General features: G+C 63.6%; 24 protein-coding genes and 1 pseudogene. 9 read left to right on the forward strand and 16 right to left on the reverse strand.

Going from position 1 to position 23,411, the window contains the following annotated elements:
• Nucleotides 1-39: 39 nt before the first annotated feature.
• Genes AWB76_RS14520 through AWB76_RS14535 form a run of 4 tightly spaced genes read left to right on the forward strand, consistent with a single transcriptional unit; the run spans nucleotide 40 to nucleotide 3,983 of the window.
• Nucleotides 40-876: an ABC transporter substrate-binding protein gene (locus AWB76_RS14520; RefSeq protein ID WP_061160812.1), complete on the forward strand. Its 837-nt coding sequence runs from the start codon at nucleotides 40-42 to the stop codon at nucleotides 874-876.
• Between the two features lie 13 nt (nucleotides 877-889).
• Nucleotides 890-1,717 (forward strand): polysaccharide deacetylase family protein, encoded by an 828-nt coding sequence (locus AWB76_RS14525; RefSeq protein ID WP_061160813.1) that lies wholly within the window; start codon nucleotides 890-892, stop codon nucleotides 1,715-1,717.
• Nucleotides 1,714-2,595: a polysaccharide deacetylase family protein gene (locus tag AWB76_RS14530; protein WP_061160814.1), complete on the forward strand. Its 882-nt coding sequence runs from the start codon at nucleotides 1,714-1,716 to the stop codon at nucleotides 2,593-2,595. Before AWB76_RS14525 ends, AWB76_RS14530 begins: the two co-directional genes overlap by 4 nt.
• Nucleotides 2,592-3,983: an MmgE/PrpD family protein gene (locus AWB76_RS14535; RefSeq protein WP_244173356.1), complete on the forward strand. Its 1,392-nt coding sequence runs from the start codon at nucleotides 2,592-2,594 to the stop codon at nucleotides 3,981-3,983. Before AWB76_RS14530 ends, AWB76_RS14535 begins: the two co-directional genes overlap by 4 nt.
• A gap of 111 nt (nucleotides 3,984-4,094) precedes the next feature.
• On the opposite strand, the gene AWB76_RS14540 is transcribed toward AWB76_RS14535, so the two are convergent.
• From AWB76_RS14540 to AWB76_RS14555, 4 genes are all read right to left on the reverse strand, one after another.
• The gene (locus tag AWB76_RS14540) at nucleotides 4,095-5,186 is read right to left on the reverse strand and encodes an extracellular catalytic domain type 1 short-chain-length polyhydroxyalkanoate depolymerase (RefSeq protein WP_061160815.1); all 1,092 of its coding nucleotides are present in this window, start codon (nucleotides 5,184-5,186) and stop codon (nucleotides 4,095-4,097) included.
• 33 nt (nucleotides 5,187-5,219) lie between these two features.
• Nucleotides 5,220-5,636 (reverse strand): ribbon-helix-helix domain-containing protein, encoded by a 417-nt coding sequence (locus tag AWB76_RS14545; RefSeq protein WP_061160898.1) that lies wholly within the window; start codon nucleotides 5,634-5,636, stop codon nucleotides 5,220-5,222.
• A 163-nt stretch (nucleotides 5,637-5,799) separates the two neighbouring features.
• Entirely contained in the window at nucleotides 5,800-6,420 is a 621-nt protein-coding gene (locus tag AWB76_RS14550) for an NADPH-dependent F420 reductase (RefSeq protein ID WP_061160816.1), read from the reverse strand.
• Between the two features lie 130 nt (nucleotides 6,421-6,550).
• Entirely contained in the window at nucleotides 6,551-7,285 is a 735-nt protein-coding gene (locus AWB76_RS14555; protein WP_061160899.1) for an SDR family NAD(P)-dependent oxidoreductase, read from the reverse strand.
• Between the two features lie 106 nt (nucleotides 7,286-7,391).
• On the opposite strand from AWB76_RS14555, the gene AWB76_RS14560 reads away from it, so the two are divergent.
• From AWB76_RS14560 to AWB76_RS39190, 3 genes and pseudogenes are all read left to right on the forward strand, one after another.
• Nucleotides 7,392-8,315, forward strand: a complete 924-nt coding sequence (locus tag AWB76_RS14560; protein WP_061160817.1) for a LysR family transcriptional regulator — start codon at nucleotides 7,392-7,394, stop codon at nucleotides 8,313-8,315.
• Nucleotides 8,290-8,642: pseudogene (locus tag AWB76_RS39185) on the forward strand (aromatic amino acid lyase); the annotation flags it as partial. The gene AWB76_RS14560 and the pseudogene AWB76_RS39185, both read left to right, overlap by 26 nt.
• A 127-nt stretch (nucleotides 8,643-8,769) precedes the next feature.
• Nucleotides 8,770-8,946, forward strand: coding sequence for an epoxide hydrolase N-terminal domain-containing protein (locus AWB76_RS39190; RefSeq protein WP_244173366.1), 177 nt, complete (start codon nucleotides 8,770-8,772; stop codon nucleotides 8,944-8,946).
• A 205-nt stretch (nucleotides 8,947-9,151) separates the two neighbouring features.
• On the opposite strand, the gene AWB76_RS14570 is transcribed toward AWB76_RS39190, so the two are convergent.
• The gene (locus AWB76_RS14570) at nucleotides 9,152-10,135 is read right to left on the reverse strand and encodes an alpha/beta hydrolase family protein (protein WP_074171350.1); all 984 of its coding nucleotides are present in this window, start codon (nucleotides 10,133-10,135) and stop codon (nucleotides 9,152-9,154) included.
• Nucleotides 10,136-10,333: 198 nt separating this feature from the next.
• On the opposite strand from AWB76_RS14570, the gene AWB76_RS14575 reads away from it, so the two are divergent.
• Nucleotides 10,334-11,038, forward strand: coding sequence for a glutathione S-transferase family protein (locus AWB76_RS14575; protein WP_061160819.1), 705 nt, complete (start codon nucleotides 10,334-10,336; stop codon nucleotides 11,036-11,038).
• Between the two features lie 102 nt (nucleotides 11,039-11,140).
• Here the strand turns inward: AWB76_RS14575 and AWB76_RS14580 are convergent, their stop codons facing one another.
• From AWB76_RS14580 to AWB76_RS14610, 7 genes are read right to left on the reverse strand one after another with little or no spacing between them, the layout of a single operon-like run.
• Nucleotides 11,141-12,187, reverse strand: coding sequence for an ABC transporter substrate-binding protein (locus tag AWB76_RS14580; protein WP_061160820.1), 1,047 nt, complete (start codon nucleotides 12,185-12,187; stop codon nucleotides 11,141-11,143).
• 14 nt (nucleotides 12,188-12,201) lie between these two features.
• Complete coding sequence (locus AWB76_RS14585; RefSeq protein WP_061160821.1) at nucleotides 12,202-13,335, reverse strand: NAD(P)/FAD-dependent oxidoreductase; 1,134 nt, start codon at nucleotides 13,333-13,335, stop codon at nucleotides 12,202-12,204.
• Entirely contained in the window at nucleotides 13,328-14,752 is a 1,425-nt protein-coding gene (locus AWB76_RS14590; protein WP_061160822.1) for an FAD/NAD(P)-dependent oxidoreductase, read from the reverse strand. Before AWB76_RS14590 ends, AWB76_RS14585 begins: the two co-directional genes overlap by 8 nt.
• Complete coding sequence (locus AWB76_RS14595) at nucleotides 14,749-15,063, reverse strand: (2Fe-2S)-binding protein (protein ID WP_061160823.1); 315 nt, start codon at nucleotides 15,061-15,063, stop codon at nucleotides 14,749-14,751. The genes AWB76_RS14590 and AWB76_RS14595 overlap by 4 nt, the downstream gene beginning before the upstream one ends.
• 10 nt (nucleotides 15,064-15,073) lie before the next feature.
• Nucleotides 15,074-15,868, reverse strand: coding sequence for an ABC transporter permease (locus tag AWB76_RS14600; RefSeq protein ID WP_061160824.1), 795 nt, complete (start codon nucleotides 15,866-15,868; stop codon nucleotides 15,074-15,076).
• A gap of 15 nt (nucleotides 15,869-15,883) precedes the next feature.
• On the reverse strand, nucleotides 15,884-16,798 hold the full coding sequence (locus tag AWB76_RS14605) for an ABC transporter permease (protein WP_061160825.1): 915 nt from the start codon (nucleotides 16,796-16,798) through the stop codon (nucleotides 15,884-15,886).
• Nucleotides 16,791-17,879: an ABC transporter ATP-binding protein gene (locus AWB76_RS14610; RefSeq protein WP_061160901.1), complete on the reverse strand. Its 1,089-nt coding sequence runs from the start codon at nucleotides 17,877-17,879 to the stop codon at nucleotides 16,791-16,793. The genes AWB76_RS14605 and AWB76_RS14610 overlap by 8 nt, the downstream gene beginning before the upstream one ends.
• Nucleotides 17,880-18,161: 282 nt before the next feature.
• Between AWB76_RS14610 and AWB76_RS14615 the strand changes: the two genes are divergently transcribed.
• Nucleotides 18,162-19,043 (forward strand): IclR family transcriptional regulator, encoded by an 882-nt coding sequence (locus tag AWB76_RS14615; protein ID WP_061160902.1) that lies wholly within the window; start codon nucleotides 18,162-18,164, stop codon nucleotides 19,041-19,043.
• Between the two features lie 39 nt (nucleotides 19,044-19,082).
• Here AWB76_RS14615 and AWB76_RS14620 read toward each other — a convergent pair whose 3' ends face one another.
• From AWB76_RS14620 to AWB76_RS14635, 4 genes are read right to left on the reverse strand one after another with little or no spacing between them, the layout of a single operon-like run.
• Nucleotides 19,083-20,330: an enolase C-terminal domain-like protein gene (locus tag AWB76_RS14620; RefSeq protein WP_061160826.1), complete on the reverse strand. Its 1,248-nt coding sequence runs from the start codon at nucleotides 20,328-20,330 to the stop codon at nucleotides 19,083-19,085.
• Between the two features lie 3 nt (nucleotides 20,331-20,333).
• On the reverse strand, nucleotides 20,334-21,653 hold the full coding sequence (locus tag AWB76_RS14625) for an MFS transporter (protein ID WP_061160903.1): 1,320 nt from the start codon (nucleotides 21,651-21,653) through the stop codon (nucleotides 20,334-20,336).
• A gap of 13 nt (nucleotides 21,654-21,666) precedes the next feature.
• Complete coding sequence (locus tag AWB76_RS14630; protein ID WP_061160827.1) at nucleotides 21,667-22,434, reverse strand: SDR family oxidoreductase; 768 nt, start codon at nucleotides 22,432-22,434, stop codon at nucleotides 21,667-21,669.
• A gap of 58 nt (nucleotides 22,435-22,492) precedes the next feature.
• A complete protein-coding gene (locus AWB76_RS14635; protein ID WP_061160828.1) occupies nucleotides 22,493-23,212 on the reverse strand; it encodes a FadR/GntR family transcriptional regulator in 720 nt (239 codons plus the stop codon).
• Nucleotides 23,213-23,411: the final 199 nt, after the last annotated feature.

Below are 23,411 nucleotides of genomic sequence, written 5' to 3' on the forward strand. Positions count from 1 at the left end.
GAACGTCATTCAAACAATCGATTCCGGAGCGAGCAGTTCATGAAAGCCACTTTTCGTTTGCAAAGCCTTTGCGCACTGATGTGCACCGCCGCGTTGCTGCATGTGGATGCGGCCAGCGCGCAGGCGTCCGCGCCCGGCAAGAAGGAAATCATCGCCGCCGTGGTGCCGAACTATCCGCCGTTCGAGTTCAAGGATCCGGAAACCGACAAGCTGACGGGCTTCGACATCGATCTCGGCGAAGCGCTCGCCGCGAAGATGGGCGTGAAGATGATCTGGCAGGAAACGAGCTTCGATCAGATGCTGAGCGCGCTCGCGACAAAGCGTGTCGACATCATTCTGTCGGGCATGACGGATATTCCCGAGCGGCGCGCGTCGGTGAATTTTCTCGACTACTTGAAGAGCGGTCCGCAGTTCTATGCGCTGAAGACGCGCGCGGGCGATTTCCCCAACATGGATGCGCTGTGCGGCAAGACGATCGGTTCGAGCCGGCGTACGTCGTTCCCGACGAACATCAAGGCGTGGAGCGACGAACATTGCGTGAAGACGGGCAAGAAGCCGGTCGCGGTCGTCGGCACCGATGGTTCGTCGGATGCGCGCATGCAGTTGCGTCAGGGACGGCTCGACGCGGCCGTGCAGGGTGGCGAAACCATGCCGTATCAGAACAAGATCGATCAGAACGCGTACGTGACGATCGGCGCGCCGTTCATGTCGCAATACATGGGCGTCGGCATGGCGAAGGACAGCGCGGCCATCAACGAGGCCGTGACGAAAGCCTTCGATCAGTTGATCGCCGACGGCACCTATCAAAAGATTCTCGCGAAGTGGGGCCTGCAGGAACAGGGCGTTCAGAAGGCGCAGATCAATGCGAGCAACTGAGCCACGATCCGCGATGCCGCGCTGGCCCGACGGCAAGCGTTCGTGTGTCGCGCTCGCGTTCGATCTCGACGGCCCGACCGGCGGCGCCATGCTCGACGGCTCGATCTGGCGCAATCCCGCTTACTTCACGCTGGGCGCGTATGGGCCGTGGCGCGCGCTCGCCAGGATTCTCGATGTGCTCGGCGAGCGCGGCGTGCGCGCGACGTTCTTCGTTCCCGCGTGGGTGCTGGAGAATTGGCCGTCGCAATGCCGCGAGATCGTGCGCGGCGGACATGAAGTCGCGTACCACGGCTATCGGCACGAGGCGTTCTGGACGCTCACGCCGGAGCGCCAGCGCGAGGTCATGGCGATATCGACGCAACTGTTCGAGCGTCATCTCGGCGTGCGTCCGGTCGGCTTCCGCACGCCGTCGGGCGACTGGACCGCGCAAACCGCCGGTATTCTCGCGGAGTTCGGCGTGCGCTATTCGAGCTCGATGCGCGGCGACGATCGTCCCTATGTCCTCGATGCGACAAGCGGCCTGATCGAGATTCCGGCGCGCTGGGAACTGGATGATTACGCGTCGCTCGCTTATCAGCGCAAACCGGATTTTCCGGCGGGGCTGGATCGGATCGCGAGCTATGAAACGACGCTCGACAACTGGCGCCGCGAGTTCGACGGCTCGCATGACGAGGGACTCTGCATGACCACGCTGTTTCATCCGAAGGTGTCGGGCAAGCCGGGGCGCGTCGCGCTCATCGAGGGTTTGATCGATCATATGCTCGCAACAGGCGAAGTCTGGTTCGCGACCGGCAGCGAAGTCGCGGACTGGTGGATGTCGAGCGGGCAGGCGCGCCTATGACGAACGATGCGAAATGGCCCGGCGGCGCGCGCTCGGCCGTGATTCTCACCGTCGATTTCAACGACGATCTCGGCATTCGCACGCAGGCGCCGGATATCGAGGGCCGCGAGAAATCGCTTTCCGTGTGGCGCTACGGCGCGAAGCGCGGCGTGGATCGCCTGCTCGCGGCGTTCGATGACTTCGATGTGCCTTCGAGCTGGTTCGTGCCGGGTCAGGTCGCGCGCGCGCATCGCGATCTCGTCACGCGGATCGACGCGGCCGGCCATGAAATCGGCGTGAGCGGCGATGCCTGCGAAGACTTCGATGCGCTCGATCTCGCGCAGCAGAAACGCGCGTTCGACAGCGGCCACGCGACGCTCACCGCGGCCCTGGGCCGCCCGCCCACGGGTTTTCGTCCGTTCACCGGCAACTGGGCGCCGGGCTTCGCCGCGCATCTGCACGCGCGCGGCATTGCCTGGACGTCGACCTGGCATGGCGACGACCTGCCTTACTACCATCACGAAGCGCCGCTGATCGAATTGCCGCTGCACGTGGAGCTCGAAGACGAGCCTTACTTCGCGTTCAATCTCGCGCCGCCGGTGCCGGCCGGTCAGTCGCGCATCGCGTCGTATCGCGAAGTGCTTGGCAACTGGACGCGCGACTTCGAGGCGTTTCATCGCTTCGGCTTGTGTTTCGTGATGCGGCTGCATCCGGAGATCATCGGAACGGCGGGGCGCATCGGCGTGCTGCGCGAATTGCTCGCGACGATGCGCGCACACGGCGATGTCTGGTTCGCAACCGGCGCGCAGGCCGCATCGTGGTGGCGCGAACGATGTCACGCCAACGAGCCCGGGCATCCGGTCGAGATATTCGAGCGTCACAGGAACACCATCGTATGAACATGCGGGAACGCGTTCTGTCGGAACAGCTCGCGAACTTCATTGCGGATTCATCGTTCGATGATCTGCCGCATGAGGTCGCCGGGAAAGCGAAACGGCATCTGCTCGATACGCTCGGCGCGGCGCTCGCGGGCGCGCGCACGGCGCCGGCGCGAGCGGCGCGCTCGGTGATGGATTCGACCGGCGATGCCATCGTCTGGGGCACATCGCGACGCGCGAACGCACGCGATGCCGCGTTCATCAACGGCATCGCGGCGCACGCGCTCGAACTCGACGACTCCGGCGGCTGCGATCACTCGGGCGCGGTCGTCGTGCCGGCGGCGTTGTCGACATTGGCGGCGCTCGGCCGCGTCGAACGGCCCGTTTCCGGCCGGGAGTTGCTGCACGCGATCGTGCTCGGCTACGACATCGCGCGACGCGTGCTCGAAGCGTGCGGCGGCTACTCGGCGCACAACGGACGCGGCTGGCATTCGACGATGACCTGCGGCGTGATCGGCGCCGCCGCCGCGAGCGCGCGCGTGCTCGGCCTCGATGCGCGCGGCACCGGCGCGGCGCTCGGGCACGCGGCGAGCTTCGCGGGAGGACTCTGGGGCTTCATTCACGACGGCTCCCAGACCAAGCGCCTGCATCCCGGCCGCGCGGCCGAAGGCGGCCTCACGGCGGCGCTGCTCGCGGCGCAGGGCGTGAGCGGCGCCACGCACGTTTTCGAGGACGTGTGGGGCGGCTTTCTGCGCACGTTCGCGGCGGACTCGGCGTGCGCCGATGCCCTCGTCGCGGAGCTGGGCGCGAACTGGAAGATCATGCGGTGTTCGATCAAGCCGCATGCATGCTGCCGCAGCATTCATTCGGCGCTCGATGCGCTGATCGAACTGGCGCGCGGCGGTCCCGTCGCGCATGTGCGCGTGACACTCAGCGAATTCGTTCACGGCATGTGCGGCGACCGGAAGCCGGTCAATCTGGCATCGGCGCAGATGAGCATGCCGTACGCGCTCGCCGCTGCGCTCGTGTTCGGTCATGCGGGTATCGAGGCGTTCGTCGAACGGGCGCGCATCGACGCGCGCGTCACGTCGATGATGCAGCGCATCGTCCTTGAACCGGACGCATTGCTCGCCGATCTCGACGAACCCGAAGTCACGGTCACCTATGCCGACGGCACGACACGCTCGCTTCAGGCAACGATTCCGCTGGGCGATCCGCGCCGTCCACTCGACGATGCGCAATTGCTGGCGAAGTACCGGAGTCTCGCGGATGACGTGATCGGCAGCGATGCAGCCACCGCGCTGGCGCATGCCGTGTTGAATGTCGAAGAATGCGCGGATGCTAAAGCGCTCGAACGCTTGCTCGTGGGACGCGACGGTTGGAATGCCAGCGAAATCTGTGTCACTTGACAGCCGGCTGCATCGGGTCGATGCACACAAGCGCCACGCGCGGCGGCGCCGATGTAGCAACGGTCCGTGGGCGCGTCGACGTGGACCGAGGAGCCGCACAGCGCGGGACGCTCAGTGACGACGCGGATGCTCCAGAAAGAATCGCACCATCTCGGCACTGGCGTCGGGGCCCGAAGGATCGGTATAGCTCCCTTTGGAAGAGCCTCCGGACCACGCGTGGGGCGCGCCGTGGATGATCCACACTTCGGCATCGATCCCCGCTTGAGAGGTCAGATGTCGGACCGTGTGCTTCCTTGCTCCGCTCTCACCTTTCGATGCACGATCAGGTTTCGCTTCACTCGCGGAAAACTCGCGTACCAATTCGTTGGCGTTGGCAGGATGCACGGTAGCATCGGCATCGCCGTGAAAAACGATGAGCGGGCATTGCGACGCGTGGTCCGCTCGGACAGGTTTCTGCGCTTTGGTTCTGACCTTGCCACCGCGCATGGCAGCCAGCGCGGAAGGCAGGTCGTGTGCGCATCCGACTGGCAGGCCCGAATGGATACCGGCTGCTGCGTACAGATCAGGATAGGTTTGCGCCACGATCGCCGCCATCGCACCGCCGGCCGAAAGACCCGCGACGAAGACGCGATTCGGATCGACGTTGTAATTTCCCATGACTTCGCGTGTGATGCCCGCGATCAGCGACGGCTCCCCCTGGTCGCGACGCTGATCGGCAGGCCTGAACCAGTTCCAGCATTTCGATGTATTCGCGCCCTGCGGCTGAGTCGGATAAACGACGATGAAGCCGTGCGTTTCGGCAAGCGCGTTCATCCGCGTGCCGGCTGCGAAATCGTCGGCGTCCTGGGTGCAGCCATGCAGCATGACGATCAAAGGCAGAGGGTCACTGCGGGAATGACCCGGAACGTAGACCTTGTAATCGCGCTGGCCAGCGGCGTTGAGGAAACGCCGCGTGCTGAAGTGCCCGCAATCCTGCACGTCGGGCGCGGTTTGAGCCTTTTCGGTGTGGCGTCGCGGTTGCAAAAGATCAGCGAACCGCGTTGTGATCGGATCGTCATGTCGATTTTCATGCACCGTTGCTGCGTCGGTGCGGTCGCCACGCATGGCGCGCTTGACGATCTCCGCGGCTGCAGCGGGATCGTTGCTGCGAAAGAGGGCAAATGCCTCTTTCATCGAATCCAGAAATCCTTCGTTGAGTTTCATATTTCTTCCGTGAGCGGGAAAGAGTCAGGAGCATCAGCGGATTCGATCCGCCAACGCAGCCTTGACCGCCGGTGAAGCATGGAGCGCGCCTCGAACCAGAATCGAGTCGATCGCTGCCAGCGCAAGTTCGGGAGAGACGTCCATGGCGATGCTCGCTAATCCCAGCACTTGAATTCTCAGACGCTGATTGGCCGCGCACGCAGCCTCGAGGTCTTGTTTCGAGAAATGCTGAAGCCCAAGGACGAGTTCACGGCGCGTCACAGTGTCTTTGACGGCCGGAGCATGGATCGATAGTTGATTGCGAATAGCCGTGCGGATCAGATCCGTACGATTCGAGTAAAAGCCCTCTTCGACGAGGAGATCGATCTGGCCCAGGTCGATTGGGCCGAGATTGATTGTGATTTTTTCGGTTTCGCTGCCTCGCGAGCGATCCGGCACTTCTTTCGCCATGTGAAAATATCCTCCGAACACCATCCATATGGATGGTTATAGGCTGTTTTCAAGAGGATATCAACGAGGATTTCTGCAATCGGGCCGTGGACGCGCGATTTGGGATGTAGGGGGCGATACGTGCTGCCTCGGGCCGGCGAGGACGAGACAGTTGCGAGTCGCTTCAGCCGATATTCACGTTCATGGCCAAGTCCCAGGTGCCCGCGCCGTTTTTGGCCAAGCCGATCATCATCAGGCCGAGCGCCTCGAGCGTATGGGCCATAGGCAGGCCGCCGACATCGAACGGACGAAGACCGAGACGCTCGACGAAGGTCGAAACGCAAGCCTTGGCCTGCGCATCGTCTGCAGCGATGAACGCGTCGAGGCGGCCGCCCCGAATAAGGACGTGACCGAAGATGGTGTTGAACGCCTTTACCACGTGCGCTCCGGCGGGCAGGCTCTTGGCGGTCTCCTGCGCCCCGGAACTTCCGTGAGGCGTGACGAGGCCCGAAAGGTCGGGAGCAACCGGGTTGGCGATGTCGACGATCACCTTGCCATCGAGCGCTTTCCCAAAGTCGGCGACGACCATCGCGATCCCGGAATACGGCACCGCGAGGATGACGATGTCGCCCGACGGTGGGGCGCCGTACGTCCCGGTGTTCGCTTTATCCGCGAGTTTGTCGGCCAGCGCCCTTACCTTGGCGGGGTCGCGACTGACTATCTCCACGTTGTATCCCGCCTTGCAGGCACGGCCGGCGATCGCAGCGGCCATGCTTCCTGATCCGATGATGCTGATAGTGCTCATGACAAGTTTCCTCGTAAAAAACCGGCTATGTCCGCGCGCCTGGCTAATCGCTTAGCTCGCGCCAAAGCCTTGAATTCGCCACCAATGCGGCGCTCCGGATAAACGAGCAGAGCGCCGCAGACATATCGCGTCAGAGTTGCGCAAGCCCCCCGTCGACGGCGACCTCGCTGGCCGTCATAAAGCTGCTGTCGGACGACGCGAGGAAGGCGGCCGCCGCTCCGATCTCCGCCGGATCGGCCATGCGCCGGAGCGGAGTCATCGACGCGAAGAGCTTTTGGCCTTCCTCGCCTAGCGCTTCTTTCGCGAGTTCGGTCGCCGTTGCTCCCGGCGACAGCACGTTCACCCGGATGCCGGTGCCCTTCAGATCCTCTGCCCAGCTCCGTGCGAGGTTGCGTACAGCCGCCTTGCTCGCGCTGTAAGCGCTCATCGCCGGGGCGCCCGTGGTGCCGGCGCTCGATCCAGTCAGGATGATCGAGCCGCCCTCGCTCATCAGCGGTAACGCCTTCTGGACCGTGAAGATCGTGCCCTTCACATTGGTGTCGAAGGTTTCGTCGATGTGCTCCGCCGTGATCTTGCCGAGCGGAAGCGGGCTTCCTGCCCCGGCGTTGGCGAATACGATGTCGAGTGTTCCCCGCTCGGCCTTCACGGCCGCGTAGAGCCGGTCGAGGTCGGCTTGATCGGAGACCGAACCCTTCATCGCGCGGGCGTTGGGCCCGAGGTCGGCCAGAGCGGCGTCGAGCGCGTCCTGGCGACGGCCGAAGATGAACACGAAGGCGCCTTCCTCGATGAAGCGCATCGCTGCGGCGCGGCCGATGCCGGTGGCGCCGCCGGTGATTACAGCGGTTTTTCCATTCAGTCTGGTCATGACATGCATCCTTCGAAGCAATAGTGAGAACCACGATTCTGGTCCCCTTGCGTCATGAAGCCAATTGACCAAATATCTATGAATACCATCTACTTTTTGGATATGTATGCTCGATAACGTCACCATCAATCAGCTTCGGGCCTTCGTTGCCGTGTGTGACGCAGGGAGCTTTTCCGGCGCGGCGCGCACGCTGATGCGTGCACAGTCGGCGATCAGTCACGCGATCGCTGCGCTCGAAAGTGCCTTCGATGTCGCGCTGTTCGAGCGCAACACGCGCAAGGCGACGCTGACGGCAGCGGGCCGCAGCCTCCTGCCCGATGCGCGCGGTGTGATTTCACGCACCGAGGAAATGAAGATGCGCGCGGCTTCGATCGCGGAAACGGGCGTCCCGCAGGTCTCGATTGCAGTGGATACCTATTTTCCTCGTGCGCACCTGATCGAATGCCTGCGCACCGTGCAGGCGCACTTTCCGACGGTCGCAATCAATCTGCGCATGACGACGATGCAGGGCGGCGAGCGTTTGATTCTCGACGGCACGTGTGCGTTGGCCGTGACGATCGCGGATGTGCCGGAGCTCGATCCTCGCGCGATAGAAAGACTGTATCTATGCGAAGCGCGTATGGTGACCGTTTGCGCGCCATCGCATCCGCTGGCCGCGATTGCGGGGCCGATTCCGCGAGAGGAGTTTGGCCGGCATATTCAGCTTGTCGTCACCGACAATCAGCCCGATGCAGAGAAGACACAACAGGGCGTCGCAAGTGAACGCCAATGGCTGGTGAATGATCTCGGCGCGAAGCACGATCTGCTGAGAGGAGGCTTGTGCTGGGGGCACATGCCGCATCATCTGGTTGCGGAGGATCTCGTGCATGGAATGCTCGTTGAACTTCAACGTCGCGCCTGGCACATGCGCCCACTCACGTTCATGATCTCGCAGCGGCGCGGGTACTCGTTGTCCGCATGCGAGACACAATTGGTCGGGCTCCTTGGCAAACGCCGGCGCTCCATCTCACGCAAAGGCAAGAAGGCGTAGACGTGCTTTATCCTTGCGCTGCATTCCTCAGGTGATGGGCGCATGCTATGAAGTATTTCGCTTCGCCTGTTCGATGCTCGAAACAGGGGCGCGCAGTGCGTCGGACAATCCACTCATTCCTGTCGATGATGGCGACGTCATCTCTGGCGGCAACTTTCATGCGGAACCCGTTGCGTTCGTCGCCGATGCGCTCGCAAACGTCGCGGCGGAGACCGGCGGCATGGCGGAGCGGCGTATTGCATCCATGCTTGATGGCGTTGGCATTCGGCATCGGTCGAGAGCGTTCCGACTGTGGGCAATCAGGAAGATCACGTATCGATGGCTACCCGTTGAAGACAATGCCAACACGATCAGATGTCCGCCACGGTTTTACGGGAATCCCGTCAAATGGAGCACGAGAATGAACGCACGGTCTCTGAGCATCAATGTGCATGACAGCCAGATCGACGATCTCATGCAACGCCTGCGTAACACTCGCTTTCCCGCGTCTCTCGACGCGCAGCAGTGGAATGATGGCGCGGCCCTGGCATTCGTCCGGCGATTGACGGACTACTGGCAAAGTCAGTTCGACTGGCGTGCACAGGAAGCGCGGCTCAATGAGTTGCCGTTCCTGGGCCGAACGGTTTTTTGAAGTACAGCGATGGAGTTCGATGCCACGTGGCGGACATTTCGCGGCACTGGAACCACCGGAACCGCTCGTGGAGGACATTCGGGCGTTCTTTCGTCCCCTTCGTCACGCCGGTGGATACGGAGCTGGAAGCGCAGATTGAATAAAAAAATAGTCGAACGTGGAGAGCAGCAAACATCCCCGATGCACGCAGCGCTGAGCATCTTTCCTACGGCAGTTCTGACTGAAAAAACCGCACGACATCCGCGTTGAAGCGCTCATGAAACCCGGCCCGATCGAAGCCCGAAAGACTCGTGCAGATCTCCGGCTGTATCCGGGAAAGACGCGTATCGCACGGCGGCAGGAAATCGTAGTGGCCTGCGTTGGCCACCGCGCGATAGTCCGGCGCGCGGGGCAAGTCGTCACGTACCGGCTCGTCGTAGTCAGGATGCGGCTGATGACGATCATCGGCGGCGCTCCAAAGCTGGACCGCAGCGTGTACGTCACTCAGCCCCGCCTTGCCGAACGCAAACCCGAACGCAGGCGCTGCGATGACGATGGCCTTGATGCGGGAATCGTGAATCCATGCGCTGGCCGGAACATTCGCAACCGATGGAAGGTCGACTTGGGCCTGTCGCAGGGCTTCGCAGAGATCATGGTCCCGATGGGCCTTGCAGAACGGCTGGATTTTCAACAGGTCCGGAATACCGCCTGCCGCGACGAGCACGGTGAAACCTCCATTCGAAAAGCCAAATGCACCGATGCGCGCTGCGTCCAATTGTTCGTGCCCGCGCCATCCGTCGAGCATGTAGTCGACCAGCCGATGAAGCTGAGCGGGACGGCGCCAGAGCTGCAAGGTCCGGCTCTGATCTTTGAACGTATCGCCGGCATGGCCGACCGCTGCCGCGACGAAGCCCGCGCGAGCCAGAGCGAGTGCCGTGTCGTAGTGGCCGTCGTACCAGCCCGCGCCGCCGTGCGACATCACCACGAGCGGGAGATGATTGCCGGCGAGAGGGGCATTTGGCGCGACCGTCTGCCTGATAGCGCCCAGCGAGTGCGGCGTGGCGGGCGCATTCGTCGGATACCAGATGCCGGCGATGAGCGGCGGTTCGGCGCCATTCGGTATCGTCACCTCGTCGAAGCCGACATCGACCGCGAAAGCAGGCACGGCGAACAGGCTCAAAAGGAGTGCAGTCACGGCCACCAATTTCACGGGAGTCTCCTGTGTTCTCGGATGGACGCCGGCTTCGGCAGGTCAAAGTTCCCGAGCGCGGACGCGCCGATGCGAATCGCAGCAGGACCCAACTGGCGAAACCGGCGACTCAATCGATGCGGTTCCGATTCGCCTCGGCGCTCAAAGCTCGTTCGACTTAAGATGACACATATCGGCCACGACACGGAGACTATACGCATGATCGAGTTCTACTTTCACCCGACGCCCAATCCCGCGAAGGTCGCGCTCTTCCTCGAAGAATCCGGTCTGCCCTATGAGGTGAAGCCCGTGGACACCAGCAAGGGCGAGCAGCATTCGGCCGGGTTCCGTGCGATCAACCCGAACGGCAAGGTGCCCGCCATCGTGGACACGGAAGGGCCGGGCGGCAAGCCCGCTGTCGTGTTCGACTCCACCGCGATCCTGCTTTATCTCGCGGAGAAGACGGGTCAGTTCGCCGGTGCGCCGGAAGATAGACCGCAGCTTCTTTCGTGGATGCTGTTCATTGCAAGCGGTCTCGGGCCGTTTTCCGGGCAGGCGGTGCACTTCCAGTACGCGGCGCCGGAAGGGCTGGACTACGCGGTGAACCGTTACCGGCGAGAAGCGGATCGGCACTATCAGGTGCTGAACGACAGGCTGAAGGACCGCGATTACATCGTGGGCGACAGCTATACGATCGCGGACATGTCGGCGTGGGGCTGGCTCGATCGGGCATCACGCGTGTTCAAGTCGAGCGACGACCCGCTCGGCCCGTATCCGGAACTCAAGCGCTGGTTCGCGAAGATCGACGCGCGGCCCGCCGTCGAACGCGCACGCGCCGTGAACAGGACGCATGCGTTCAAGTCGGTCAACGACGACGAGACGAAGCGTGCGTTGTTCCCGTCCAACTACCCGAAGACGGCGTGAGAGTTCGTCTAAAAGATCAAGGCCATCCCCCTGGCCGTGCCGGCGAGCAGGATGGCCGAGTCCGCACTCGCCCGATATCAACGCGAATCTGACCGGCGACGCCTACTTCTCGATCTGCTGATTCCAGCGCTGATCCCACTGCGCGCGATTCGCGTTGATCGAGTCCCAGTCCACCACGGTGACCTTCTTCACGAGCGCGTTCAGGTCGCCAAGATTCTTCTCCATGTCCGGCGTCATCTTCGCCTGCGAGTTGGTGGGAATCTGCTTGCCGGCCTCCGCCGCCTTCGTCTGCGCGGGCGCGGACAACAGATATTGCGCGAGCTTTTGCGCGAGCGCCGGGTCCGAATTGTTCTTCACGACGCACACATCCACGAGCAGCAGCACGGCACCTTCCTTCGGCGCCACGTAGGCCACCGGCAGGCCCTTGTCCTTGAGATCGCCGATGGCGGTCGGCGTGAGCGGGAAGAGGCCGGCTTCGCCCGTCGTGATCATCTCCGAGAGCTTCGCCGAGTTCGGAATGTATTCGACGACATTCGGACCGACCGTCGTCGCCCATTTGCCGAAGCCCGGCTCGACGTTCTTCTCGCTGCCTCCCCACAAGCGATTGAGCGCGAGAAAACCGTGCAGGCCGAAGGTGCTGCTCGATGCCGACTGGAACACGACCTTCCCCTTGTACTTCGGATCGGCGAAATCCAGCCACGAGGTCGGCGGCGCCCAGCCCTTTTCCTTGAAGAGCTTCGTGTTGTAGCCGATGCCGGTCATGCCGAGCTGCACGCCCGCGCCCATGTCGTCCTTCAGGCGCGCGAACGGATACAGCTCCTTGAGCACCGGCGCATCGTCGAGTTTCTGGCACACGCCCATGCTGACGGCGCGGGCCATCACGCCGTCATCGAGGAACGCGACGTGGATCTGCGGGCTGTTGCGGTTCGCGAGCAGCTTCGCCAGCACGTCGGACGAGGTGCCCGGCACCACGACCACCTTCACGTTGTTGGCTTTCTCGAAGTCGGGCAGCACCTGGCTCGTGTAGGCCTTTTCCATCGGCCCGCCGTTCATGCCGATGTAAATCGTCTTGCTCTGCGACCAGGCCGCAGACGACGCGCCGAGCGCAACGAGCGTGGCGAGGGAAAGGAGTGTGCGAGGCAGCTTCATCGAAATTTTCCTTGTTATGACTGGGGGATGGCGGAAAGAGGCATCGAACTGAACCGTCCGATCGAAAAGGCCTCGATCGGCGTGCTGGTTTCGCCCTGCGTGACGAGCTCGGCGAGCACTTCGCCGACGCCGGGCGCAAGCAGGAAGCCGCCGCCCGAAAATCCGAATGCATGAAGCAGGCGCGGCGTGGTGCGGCTGGGTCCGATGACCGGATTGTTGTCCGGCGTCTCGCCCTCGACGCCGCTCCACGTGCGAATCAGAAGCGCATCGCGCAATGCGGGCAACAGCGCGCAGGCGTCGCGCATCACGGCGCGCGTCGTCGCCGTCGATGGCTGCGCGTACTCGCCGTCGCCATGACCGCGTCCGCCGCCGATCACGCAGTTGCCGCGCTCGACCTGCCGCGCGTAGATGCCGCCGCCGACCACGCCGAGACTGTGGCCGATGAACAGCGGCAGCGGCTCGGTCACCCACATGTTCGGATAGATGGCCTTCATCGGCACGCTCTCGCCGAAACTGCCCGCGATGCGATTCGCCCATGCGCCCGCGCTGTTGACGAGCCAGTCGGCGCTGATGCGTTCATTGCCCGCGCGCATCTGAAAGCGCGTGCCGTCGAAGACGATGTCGGCAAGCTCGGTCTGCTCGCGCACGTCGGCGCCGGCGCGGCGTGCCGCATGCGCAAAGCCGGGAGACACGAGGCGCGGATTCGCGTGGCCATCGGTCGGACAAAGCGAACCGCCGATCGCCGCCGCGCCGAGCCACGGATAGCGCGCGCGAAACGCCGTGCCGCGCATCACCTGCGATTCGACGCCGTGTTCGCGCGCCATGGCCGACCATTGATCGAGCACGTCGAGATCGGCTTCGCGCCGCGCGAGCCGCAGATGACCCGACACCACCAGTTCGCCGTCGATGCCGATCAATTCGGGCAGCCGCGCATAGACGCGGCGCGCGCGCACCGCGAGCGGCAGTTGCTCCTCGGTGCGTCCTTGCGTGCGCACGCCGCCGTAGTTCACGCCGCTCGCCTGCGCGCCGCAAAAGCGCCGTTCGACGAGCGCGACGCGCATGCCCTGCTTCGCGAGCGCGAGCGCCGTCGAGGAACCGACGAGTCCGCCGCCCGCAATGACGACATCGAAATGACGCGCGTCATTCATCGTGCGCTTCCTCCGGCTGCACGCGCACGCCGTCGTCGTAGAGCATCGGGGTGATCGGAATCGGTTTGACGGGCGCCTGACTGCGCAGACGGCCGACATCGGCGAGCGTCTTGCCGGTTTCGGCGGCGAGCAGGGCGGTGGCGGATTCGCCGCACATGCGCCCCTGACAGCGCCCCATGCCGATACGCGTGAGCGCCTTCAGGCGGTTGACTTCCGTGGCGAGGCCGCTGCGGATGCACGCGCGCAGGGCGCCCGCCGTGACGTCCTCGCAGCGGCAGACGACGAGATCGTCGGGCCAGCGCTGTGCTTCGTTTGCCGGCGGCGCGAATGCCTGTTCGATGCCGGCGCGAAAAGCGGCGATGCGCGCGAGTTCGCGTTCGAGCGCCGCTGCATCGGGCGGGGCGCTTTCGTGCGCCACGATGCCGATGTCCTCGATCAGCGCGAGCGCGGCGCGCCGTCCGGCGAGTTCGGCGGCGTCCGCGCCCGCGATGCCCGCGCCGTCGCCGGCGAGATAGACGTGGCGCACGGAACTGCGGCCCGCCGCGTCGCGCTCGGGAATCCAGCAGCGATTGAGCGCGTCGAAGCGGAAGCGGCAGCCCGCGAGATCGGCGAGCTGCGTTTCGGGGCGCAGGCCGAAGCCCATGCCGACCGCGTCGCATTCGAGCGTGCGCATCTCGCCGCGACGCGTGCGCCAGCGGATGCCGCGCACGGCGTCGTCGCCTTCGATGCCCTCGAGCGTGACGCCGCGCTCGATGCGCACGCCGCGCGCGTGCAGCCATCCGACGTAGTACATGCCCTTGGCGAACGTCGAAGGCTGGTTCAGCATGCGCGGCGCGGCGGCGGCCTGACGCGAGAGCGGGTTCGTGTCGAGCACGGCCGCGACCCGCGCGCCTGCCTTCACATACTGGTAGGCGACCAGATACAGGAGCGGCCCGGTGCCCGCGAGCACGACGCGCGAGCCGATCGCGCAACCCTGCGCCTTCAGCGCGACCTGCGCGCCGCCGAGCGTGAAGACGCCCGCGAGCGTCCAGCCGGGGATTGGCACGATGCGATCCGTCGCGCCGCTCGCGATGATCAGATGCGTGAACGGCACGCTCGCTTCGCGGCCCGCGTGGAGCGTGTCGAGCCGGTTGGGCTCGCAGGACCAGACGAGCGCATCGGGGCGATAGTCGAGCTTCGGCAGCAGGCTGGCCATCGTGTCGTGCACGGCCGCGGCTTTTTTGGCCTCGAAGCCGTAGAGCGTCGATTTGCTGCGCGCGAAGCCCGCGTCGGCCGGCGGCTGGCGATAGATCTGCCCGCCCCAGCGCGCGTTTTCATCGATGACGACGGGACGCATGCCCGCCGCCACGAGCGTCTGCGCCGCGCGGATGCCCGCAGGCCCCGCGCCGACGATCACCACGCGCAGAGCCGCGCTCATCGCGCTTCTCCGGAGTGCGTGACCACGCGCATGCCCGCTTCGATGCGCGTCGAGCACGCGCGCATGCGCCGGCCGCTTTCATCGCGCACCCAGCAGTCCTGACAGGCGCCGATCAGGCAGAATCCGGCGCGCGGCTTGCCGCTGAATTCGCTGTGCCGCACGTGACGCTGCTGCATGAGGATCGCGGTCAGAAGCGTGTCGCCGGCGAGCGCATCGGCTGGCGCGCCGTCGAGCACGAAGGAGATGCGCGCACGGTCTTGCTCGACGAGGCGAACGAACTGCGGCGCGTGATGAGGCGTTGCGTGGCTCATGGGAGTGAGTTCAGTGCTGGCCGATCAGAATGCGGTTGAGCCCGTACACGCGGTCGAGGATCAGCATCGCGCCCGCGGTGATGAAGATCACCAGCGCGGAGACGGACGCCATCATCGGATCGATCGATTCGGTCGCGTACATGTACATGCGCACCGGCAGGGTGACGGTTTGCGGCGACGTGACGAAGACCGACATCGTCAGCTCGTCGAAGCTGTTGATGAACGCGAGCAGCCAGCCGCCCGTGATGCCGGGCAGGATCAACGGCCACGTGACGCGGCGAAAGGTCGTCCACGCGCTCGCGCCGAGCGATGCGGCGGCGTGCTCGATGCTGCGGTCCATGCCGCTCACCGAGGCGAGCACGAGCCGCATCACGAACGGCGTGATGACGACCATGTGCGCGAGGATCAGCCACGTGAACGAGCCGGTTGCGCCGATCATCGCGAAGAAGCGCAGCATGGCGATGCCAAGCACGAGCCCGGGAATCACGAGCGGCGAGAGCAGCAGCGCGTTCAGAAAGTTGCGTCCCGGAAAGCGCGCGCGGCCGATCGCGAGTCCCGCGGGCAGCGCGATGACGAGCGCGAGCGTCGCCGAGGCGAACGCGAGCTTCACGCTGTTGAGAAAGGCCGAGATGAAATCGGGATAGTCGAGAATCGCGCGGAACCAGCGCAGCGAGAGCCCGCGCGTGGGCAGCGTGAGCGTCTCCTCGGGCGTGAACGCGACCAGCACGACGATGACGAGCGGCGCCAGCACGAACAGGATCACGATCGTGTGAAACGCCAGCGCGACGGGACCGTTTTTGCGCATGATGTCTGCCTCGCCCTAGCCCATGCTGCGCGCGTAGCGCCGCTCGAGCACGCGGTAATAAGTGAGCATCACCACTAGATTGGCAATGAGCAAAAGCAAGGCGATGGTGGCGCCGAGCGGCCAGTTCATCGAACTGAGGAACTGGTCGTAGACGGTCGTGGCCGCCACCTTGAGACGCCGCCCGCCGAGCAGGCCGGGAATCGCGAAGGCGCTCGCGGAGAGGCCGAACACCATCAGGCTGCCCGAGAGAATGCCCGGCACGAGTTGCGGCAGCACGATGCGCCTCAGCGTGACGGCGGGCGAGGCCATCAGCGAGAGCGCGGCGTTTTCCGTCTGCGGATCGATGCGTTGCAGCGCGGTCCACACCGGAATCACCATGAACGGCAGCATCACGTGCACGAGCGCGATGACGATCGCGAACGTCGTGTAGAGCAGCTTGTAGGGCCCCATGCCGAACACGCCGAACAACTGGTTCACCAGTCCGTTCACGTTGAGCAGCATGCTCCAGCCGAACGCGCGCACCACGACCGACACCAAGAGCGGTGCGAGGATCACCAGCAGAAACACCGAGCGCCACGGATCGCCCATGCGCGACAGGATGTACGCCTCCGGCGTGCCGATCACGACGCACAGCAGCGTCACGAGCGCGGCGATGCCGAAGGTGCGCAAAAAGATCGTGTGATAGTAGGACGAGCCGAGCACTTCGGCGTAGTTATGCAGATCGAACGCGGCGACGGGTCCGAGCGACGGATCGAAGCGATAGAAGGTCAGCGCGAGCGTCATCGCGAGCGGCACGATGACGAGCACCGAAAACAGCAGCAGCGCGGGCGCGCTCATCATCCACAAGGGCAGATAGGCGTGCCACGGCGCGCGGCGTGCGTTTCCCGAACCGGCGGCGGCGGATTCCGTCGAGCGCAAGGTGCTATCCACGGGCGGCCTCCTGAATGAAGCGGATCGATTCCGCATTCCAGTCGATGCCCACCTGTGCGCCTTCTTCGAGCGGCTCGTCGCCGTGATTCTGGCAGCACACGAGCATTTCGCCCGCGCGGCTGTCGAGCCGGTAGAGCCACTGGCTGCCGAGGAAGAAGCGGCTCGTCACGCGGCCCGGCAGACGTCCGCTGCCCGCCGCGCCGAGCCTGAGCTTTTCCGGGCGGATGCACACCGTCACCGCGTCGCCGACGCCGATCGCGCGCTCGCGCTCCGGCAACTGCGAGGTCGAGCCCGTTTCCGCGAGATCGTGGCCGAGATCGATGCGAATGGCGTCGCCGTCGCGCGCGACGATCGTTCCGCGCAGCATGTTGGCCTTGCCGATGAATTGCGACACGAAGCTCGTCTCGGGACGTTCGTACGCGCGATACGGCGTATCGACCTGCGTGATGCGGCCCGCCTCCATCACGACGACGCGATCGCTGATCGACAGCGCTTCGGACTGGTCGTGCGTGACCATGATCGTCGTGGTGCCGATCTTGCGCTGGATGCCGCGCAACTCGAACTGCATGTCCTCGCGCAGTTTGGCGTCGAGATTGGACATGGGTTCGTCGAGCAGCAGCACCGGCGGCGCGATGACGATCGCGCGGGCGAGCGCCACGCGCTGACGCTGGCCGCCCGAGAGCTCGCGCGGAAAGCGGTGCGCGAACTTGTCGAGCCGCACGAGCGACAGCGCTTCCTGCACGCGCTCACGGCGTTCGCGCTTGTCGATGCCGCGCATCTCCAGGCCGAAGCTCACGTTCTGCTCGACGCTCATGTGCGGAAAGAGCGCATAGCTCTGGAACACGATGCCGAGGCCGCGCTTGTTCGGCCGCATGTGCGTGATGTCGCGGCCGTCGAGCATGATGCGCCCGCGCGTCGCTTCGATGAAGCCCGCGATCATCTGCAGGGTCGTGGTCTTGCCGCAGCCGGACGGGCCGAGCAACGAGACGAATTCGCCTTTTTCGACGGTGAGGTTGACGTCGGCGACCGCGTGCAGATCGCCGAACGACTTCGACAGATCCGTCAATGTGAGGAACGACATGGCCTTTCCCTTCGGCGTAGCGGGCGCCGGCTGCATGTGATGAATTCGATGAAATCGACTTTAGCCAGCCATATTTCGGCCAGTCAAACTGAAATTCCATTCATCGATAAAGACTTGATGTGAAATTTCGTTTGACGGAATATAAGCGCGCTATATGCGATATTCGTTTCACTCAGTGTGATTTGGGTAATCCCTGAGTTCGATACGCATTGTGCGATGCGGCCGTATCGGGTCGAATAGGCGGCACACATGAGCAGCATCAGTCGCATTCCGTTCAATGGAATGAATGAGGCCCGGATGAAGGCATCGAACGAAGAAAACAGAATGGACGCGCCCGGCACAGGCGCGCTGCAACGCGCATTCGCGGTGATCCGCGCGCTTGGTGAGGATCAGGCGGAAGGAAGCCGCGTCACGGCGCTCGCGAAGGCCGTGGGTCTCACGCAGGCTTCCGTGCATCGGATTCTCCAGGCGTTGATGGCGGAAGGCGTGGTGGAGCAGGACGAAAACAGCAAGCGCTATCGGCTGAGCGTGGATTTCTTTTCGCTGGCGGCGCAGGCGGGCAATCCGAGCCGGATGCGCACATTGTGCCGCCCCGCGCTGCTGCGTCTGTGCGCGAGTCTCGGCGAGACCATCTTCCTGCTCGTGAAAAGCAGCTTCGACGCGGTGTGCCTCGACATGTGCGAAGGTCCGTATCCGATCCGTTCCTTCACGGGCGATGTCGGCGGGCGAGTCGCGCTGGGCGTGGGGCAGGGGAGCCTCGCCATTCTCGCGTTCCAGCCGGAAGCGGAGCGCGAAGAGATCATCCGCTACAACGTGCCGCGGCTGCACAACTACGGCGTGTTCGACGAGGTGTATTTGCGCACGGAGATCGAGCGCGTGCGCGCGCAGGGGTACGCGGGCCGCAACAGCGGGTTGATCGATGGCATGGCGGGCGTGGCGGTGCCGATTCTGGACCGCTCCGGGAATGCGCTCGGCGCGTTGAGCGTCGGCACGCTGTCGACGCGCCTGGGCGAAGACCGCCTGCCGATGGTGGTCGAACTGCTGAAGCGCCAGGCGCAGGCGCTCGGCCCGCAAATCAATCCGTTCGATGTGGCCGTGCGCCGTCCGGTTCATGGCCTGACGCGCGCGATGGCGACCAGGCCGCTGTCGGGGCCGGCGGAATAGTGCGCCCGCTGAAAAACGCTGCTGTTCGTGAAAGCAGCGTCAAGGTGTCTGCAGCCCACCGTCCATCAAGCGTGTTTGCGTCCATCGGGTGATATCCCGTTCGCAGGGATACTTTGCCGCTTCACGCTCATCGAGATCGACGCCCAAGCCCGGCTTATCGTTCGCATAGACGAAGCCGTTGCGAAACTCCGGCAGCCCCGGAAACACCTCGAGCAGCGCCTCGCGTGGCCCTTTCAGTTCCTGAATCACGAAGTTCGGCGGCTCGGTGCCCGACCATTCCTGCACGCCGAAATTGCGCGATGCGAGGTCGATATGAATGTTCGCGGCATGGGCGAGCGGCGACATGTCGCCCGGACCATGCCACGCCGTCCGCACGCCGAACTGCTCAGCGAAAATCTGCAGCTTTCGCCCCGCCGTGATGCCGCCGATCTGGCTCAGATGGACGCGAATGAAATCGACCAGCCGCTCCGTGATCAGAAAACGCCATTCGACCGGGTTGTTGAATAGCTCGCCTTGCGCGAGCGGTGTCGTGGTCTTCGCGCGCAATTGACGCATCCACTCGCCTTCTTCGAGCGCGATCGCATCTTCGAGAAAGAACAACTCGAAAGGCTCGAGCTCGCGCGCGAAGCGAATCGCTTCGACGGGTTTCAAACGCTCATGCACGTCGTGGCACAGCGCGACATCGAAACCAATCTTGCTACGGATGCCATCGAACAGCTTGAGCGTGTCGCGGATGTACTTGCGGCTATCGAGATAGATGCCCTCGGCCGCACCTTCGGGCGCATTCGAAGGCGCGCGGCCGAATGCGCCGCCACCGTATCCGCCGCTTTGGCAGCGGATATGCGTGATGCCTTGCTCGCGATATCGCTGAATGTTCTCGCAGAGTTCGTTGAGATCACGGCCATCCGCGTGACGATAGATCGGCACGCCTTCGCGCACCTTGCCGCCGAACAACTGATACACGGGCATGTTCGCCTGCTTGCCCTTGATGTCCCACAACGCCATATCGACACCCGAGATCGCGTTGTTTTCGATCGGTCCATTGCGCCAGTACGCGTTCTGATGCATCAGTTGCCAGAGCTCTTCGATCGCCTCGGCGTCGCGCCCGATGAGCAAAGGCCGCAAGTACTCCTCGATCAGGCACTTGACCGCAAGATGACGATACGCAAAGGTCGCGCATCCGAGTCCATACAGGCCGGGCTGATTCGTATCGACCCTGACGACGATGAGATTGATGCCTTCTGGCGCAGTCAGGATGACCTTGACGTCGGTGATGAGTGTTGCCATGAGTTATTTCACGAGAGCAGAAGCCACGGTATCGGACTTGCTGCCCGTGCCTCCCTTGGGTGTGGAGCGCTGGCCGGTATGTGCGGGCACCAGCATCATGAGGACGACCGATGCAAGCAGCGCCGCGGCCATGAAGACATACGATGCGGAAGGACTGCCTGTTGCACCATTCAGATAGCCGACGAGCCATGCGCCGAGGAAGGCGCCGAGCGCACCGCACGCGTTGATGAGGCCGATTGCGCCGCCGAGCACGTTGCTTGGAATCAGTTCGGGTACGAGTGCGAAGAAGGGTCCGTACGGGGCGTACATCGTGGCGCCTGCGATGACGAGCAACGCGAACGACAGCCAGAAATTCGATGTGCCCACGAGATACGAACCGACAAACGCTATCGTTCCGATCAACAGCAGGGGCCATACGAAGAGCTTGCGATTGCGCGTCTTATCGGAAAGAAATGACGCAATGAGCATCAACACGATGGCCGCGAGATACGGCACGGCGGAGAGCCAGCCGACCGAGACGATATCGATCGTTTTCGACGCCGACTTCAGAATCGACGGCAGCCACATGATGAAACCGTAGACGCCGATGCTCCACAACGCGTGAATCGCGCAGCACTTGAGCACGATGGACGAACGGAACGCCGCCTTGTAGTCGCGCACCGGCGCGATATGCGCCTGCTCCGACTTGAGGATCGCATCGAAATCGGCTTTCTCCTTGTCGCTCATCCACGGCGCATCGGCGGGACGATCCTTGACCGTGAACCACCACACGATAGCCCACAAGATCGCGGGAATGCCCTCGATCACGAACATTTCGCGCCAGCCGAAGTTGCGCACGAGATAGCCGGACACGATCGACATCCACAGCACCGTGACCGGATTGCCGAGAATCAGGAATGTATTCGCACGCGAGCGTTCGGTGCGCGTGAACCATCGGCTGATGTACATGAGCATCGACGGCATCACCGCCGCTTCGACGATGCCGAGTATGAAACGCAGCGCCATCAGCATCGGAATGTTGCTGACCATGCCGGTCGCGGCGGCGCACAGGCCCCACAAGACGAGGCTCGCGAAGATGAGTTTCTTGACGCTGTTCTTCTGCGCGTAGATCGCGCCGGGCACTTGAAACAGGCAATATCCGAGGAAGAACAGCGAGCCAATGAGCGACGAGGTGGCGGACGTGATGCCCAGGTCCTTGTCGATTCCGGCCGCAGCCGCAAAGCCGTAATTCGCGCGATCCAGATAAGCGAGACTGTACGTGATGAAGATGATCGGCATGAGATGCCACCATCGTTGCGGTGCGACCGTCTTGATGTTGTCCATGATGTCTCCGATGTCAAAGCACGGCGAGCCAGCCGCCATCGACGTAAATGATTTGTCCGTTCACATAGCTCGATGCAGCCGATGCGAGATATACCGCCGTGCCGACGAGTTCCTCTGGTTTGCCCCAGCGCTGCGACGGATTGCTGCTCTTGACCCACGTGTCGAAGTTCGCGTTGTCGACGAGCGCCTGGTTCATGTCCGTCAGGATGTAGCCGGGGCCGATCGCATTCGCCTGAATATCGAACGGCGCCCATTCGGCGCTCATTGCGCGCGTGAGCATCTTGATGCCGCCCTTTGCGGCCGTATAAGGCGCGACGGTTGCGCGCGCGCCTTCGCTCGTGAGCGAACCGATGTTGATGATCTTGCCGCCGCGCTTGCGCGCGATCATGCGACGCGCCGCTTCCTTCGCGACGATGAACGCACTCGTCAGATTGGTATCGATCACGCGTTGCCAGTCGGCGAGCGCGAGTTCGATCATCGGCTTGCGGAACTGGATGCCGGCGTTATTCACGACGATATCCACGTCGATGCCCTCCGCATCCCATGCCGCGAACGCAGCGGCGACGGACGCTTCGTCGGTGACGTCGAATGCGCGGCCGCGTGCGTCGAAGCCTTGCGCTTGCAGGCGGCTGACAGCGGCATCGACGGTATCGGCTTTCGTGCCGTTGACGATGACGCGGGCGCCCGCCGTCGCCAATCCCTCCGCGAGTGCGTAGCCAATGCCGCGTGCGGAGCCCGTGACGAGCGCCGTGCGGCCATCAAGATCGAATAACTTGTTCATTCGTATTCCTTATTTAATGCAGGCTGCGGTTCCATGACTGCGAATCGGCGATGCGGTGCTATGAAGGCGTGTCGTTCACGGTGCGGGCAAGCGCCGCGCGATCGTCGAAGTCCTTTTCCGCGCGTTCGATCAGCGTGAGCACGGCTTGCTCGGCGGCATGTGCGTCGCCCTGTTCAATCGCAATGCACAACGCTTCGTGCATCGGCAGCGAGCGGGCTGGGCCGCCCTCGATCTCCGAACTCAACTCGAAGCTCGTGCGCAGGATCGCGGAGAGCGCGTTCTGCATCTGCTGGACGAACTGGTTGTGGCATGCCGTGAGAATCGCACCGTGAAACGCGAGGTCCGCCGGCACGTATTCGCCTTGTCCGGCGACAGCGCGTTCCATCGCCTTGAACGCGCGGCGCACCGCGACGCGATCCTCGGGCGTTGCGCGCTTCGCCGCGAGCTTCGCGGCATTCGGCTCGATGATCGTGCGCAGTTCCATCAAGTCCCGGATGAGGTCGTCATCGACCACGCCGGAGCGCGCGCGCCACGTGATGACATCGGGATCGAACAACTGCCACTGCGAGCGCGGCAATACGATCGTGCCGTGACGGCGCCGCACCTGAAGCATGCCCTTCGCGGACAGCGACTTCATCGTCTCGCGAATCGTGATGCGGCTCACCTGCATGAGTTCGGCGAGTTCGTCCTCGGCCGGGAGGATGTCGCCTGGTGCGAACTTGCCGGCGCAAATCTGCTCGCCCATCTGATTGAGTATTTGCCGGTGCAACGTCGGCATGTTTTTGCTCCTTCTAGATCATACGTATGATTTGGAAGGTAGCAGACGATGTTTTATCGGAACAATCAGGGTTGACCCGATGCGCGAACTTTCGGCTCATGGAGGACACGAACCCGTACCCCGTTATAGATGGCGAATTTTGTCCGCAATCCTGACGCGTAATGCTCTTTCCCGTGTCTATCAGAGCGGACGCTTCGCG

Origin of the sequence: Caballeronia temeraria, assembly GCF_001544795.2 — a bacterium.
Taxonomy (GTDB): Bacteria; Pseudomonadota; Gammaproteobacteria; order Burkholderiales; family Burkholderiaceae; genus Caballeronia; species Caballeronia temeraria.

What these genes read in the sequence shown, in the direction of transcription:
- AWB76_RS14520 (WP_061160812.1), top strand. Translation starts at nt 40, where the DNA reads ATGAAAGCCACTTTTCGTTTGCAAAGCCTTTGCGCACTGATGTGCACC.
- AWB76_RS14525 (WP_061160813.1), top strand. Translation starts at nt 890, where the DNA reads ATGCCGCGCTGGCCCGACGGCAAGCGTTCGTGTGTCGCGCTCGCGTTC.
- AWB76_RS14530 (WP_061160814.1), top strand. Translation starts at nt 1,714, where the DNA reads ATGACGAACGATGCGAAATGGCCCGGCGGCGCGCGCTCGGCCGTGATT.
- AWB76_RS14535 (WP_244173356.1), top strand. Translation starts at nt 2,592, where the DNA reads ATGAACATGCGGGAACGCGTTCTGTCGGAACAGCTCGCGAACTTCATT.
- AWB76_RS14540 (WP_061160815.1), bottom strand. Translation starts at nt 5,186, where the DNA reads ATGAAACTCAACGAAGGATTTCTGGATTCGATGAAAGAGGCATTTGCC.
- AWB76_RS14545 (WP_061160898.1), bottom strand. Translation starts at nt 5,636, where the DNA reads ATGGCGAAAGAAGTGCCGGATCGCTCGCGAGGCAGCGAAACCGAAAAA.
- AWB76_RS14550 (WP_061160816.1), bottom strand. Translation starts at nt 6,420, where the DNA reads ATGAGCACTATCAGCATCATCGGATCAGGAAGCATGGCCGCTGCGATC.
- AWB76_RS14555 (WP_061160899.1), bottom strand. Translation starts at nt 7,285, where the DNA reads ATGACCAGACTGAATGGAAAAACCGCTGTAATCACCGGCGGCGCCACC.
- AWB76_RS14560 (WP_061160817.1), top strand. Translation starts at nt 7,392, where the DNA reads ATGCTCGATAACGTCACCATCAATCAGCTTCGGGCCTTCGTTGCCGTG.
- AWB76_RS39190 (WP_244173366.1), top strand. Translation starts at nt 8,770, where the DNA reads ATGCAACGCCTGCGTAACACTCGCTTTCCCGCGTCTCTCGACGCGCAG.
- AWB76_RS14575 (WP_061160819.1), top strand. Translation starts at nt 10,334, where the DNA reads ATGATCGAGTTCTACTTTCACCCGACGCCCAATCCCGCGAAGGTCGCG.
- AWB76_RS14580 (WP_061160820.1), bottom strand. Translation starts at nt 12,187, where the DNA reads ATGAAGCTGCCTCGCACACTCCTTTCCCTCGCCACGCTCGTTGCGCTC.
- AWB76_RS14585 (WP_061160821.1), bottom strand. Translation starts at nt 13,335, where the DNA reads ATGAATGACGCGCGTCATTTCGATGTCGTCATTGCGGGCGGCGGACTC.
- AWB76_RS14590 (WP_061160822.1), bottom strand. Translation starts at nt 14,752, where the DNA reads ATGAGCGCGGCTCTGCGCGTGGTGATCGTCGGCGCGGGGCCTGCGGGC.
- AWB76_RS14595 (WP_061160823.1), bottom strand. Translation starts at nt 15,063, where the DNA reads ATGAGCCACGCAACGCCTCATCACGCGCCGCAGTTCGTTCGCCTCGTC.
- AWB76_RS14600 (WP_061160824.1), bottom strand. Translation starts at nt 15,868, where the DNA reads ATGCGCAAAAACGGTCCCGTCGCGCTGGCGTTTCACACGATCGTGATC.
- AWB76_RS14610 (WP_061160901.1), bottom strand. Translation starts at nt 17,879, where the DNA reads ATGTCGTTCCTCACATTGACGGATCTGTCGAAGTCGTTCGGCGATCTG.
- AWB76_RS14615 (WP_061160902.1), top strand. Translation starts at nt 18,162, where the DNA reads ATGAATGAGGCCCGGATGAAGGCATCGAACGAAGAAAACAGAATGGAC.
- AWB76_RS14620 (WP_061160826.1), bottom strand. Translation starts at nt 20,330, where the DNA reads ATGGCAACACTCATCACCGACGTCAAGGTCATCCTGACTGCGCCAGAA.
- AWB76_RS14625 (WP_061160903.1), bottom strand. Translation starts at nt 21,653, where the DNA reads ATGGACAACATCAAGACGGTCGCACCGCAACGATGGTGGCATCTCATG.
- AWB76_RS14630 (WP_061160827.1), bottom strand. Translation starts at nt 22,434, where the DNA reads ATGAACAAGTTATTCGATCTTGATGGCCGCACGGCGCTCGTCACGGGC.
- AWB76_RS14635 (WP_061160828.1), bottom strand. Translation starts at nt 23,212, where the DNA reads ATGCCGACGTTGCACCGGCAAATACTCAATCAGATGGGCGAGCAGATT.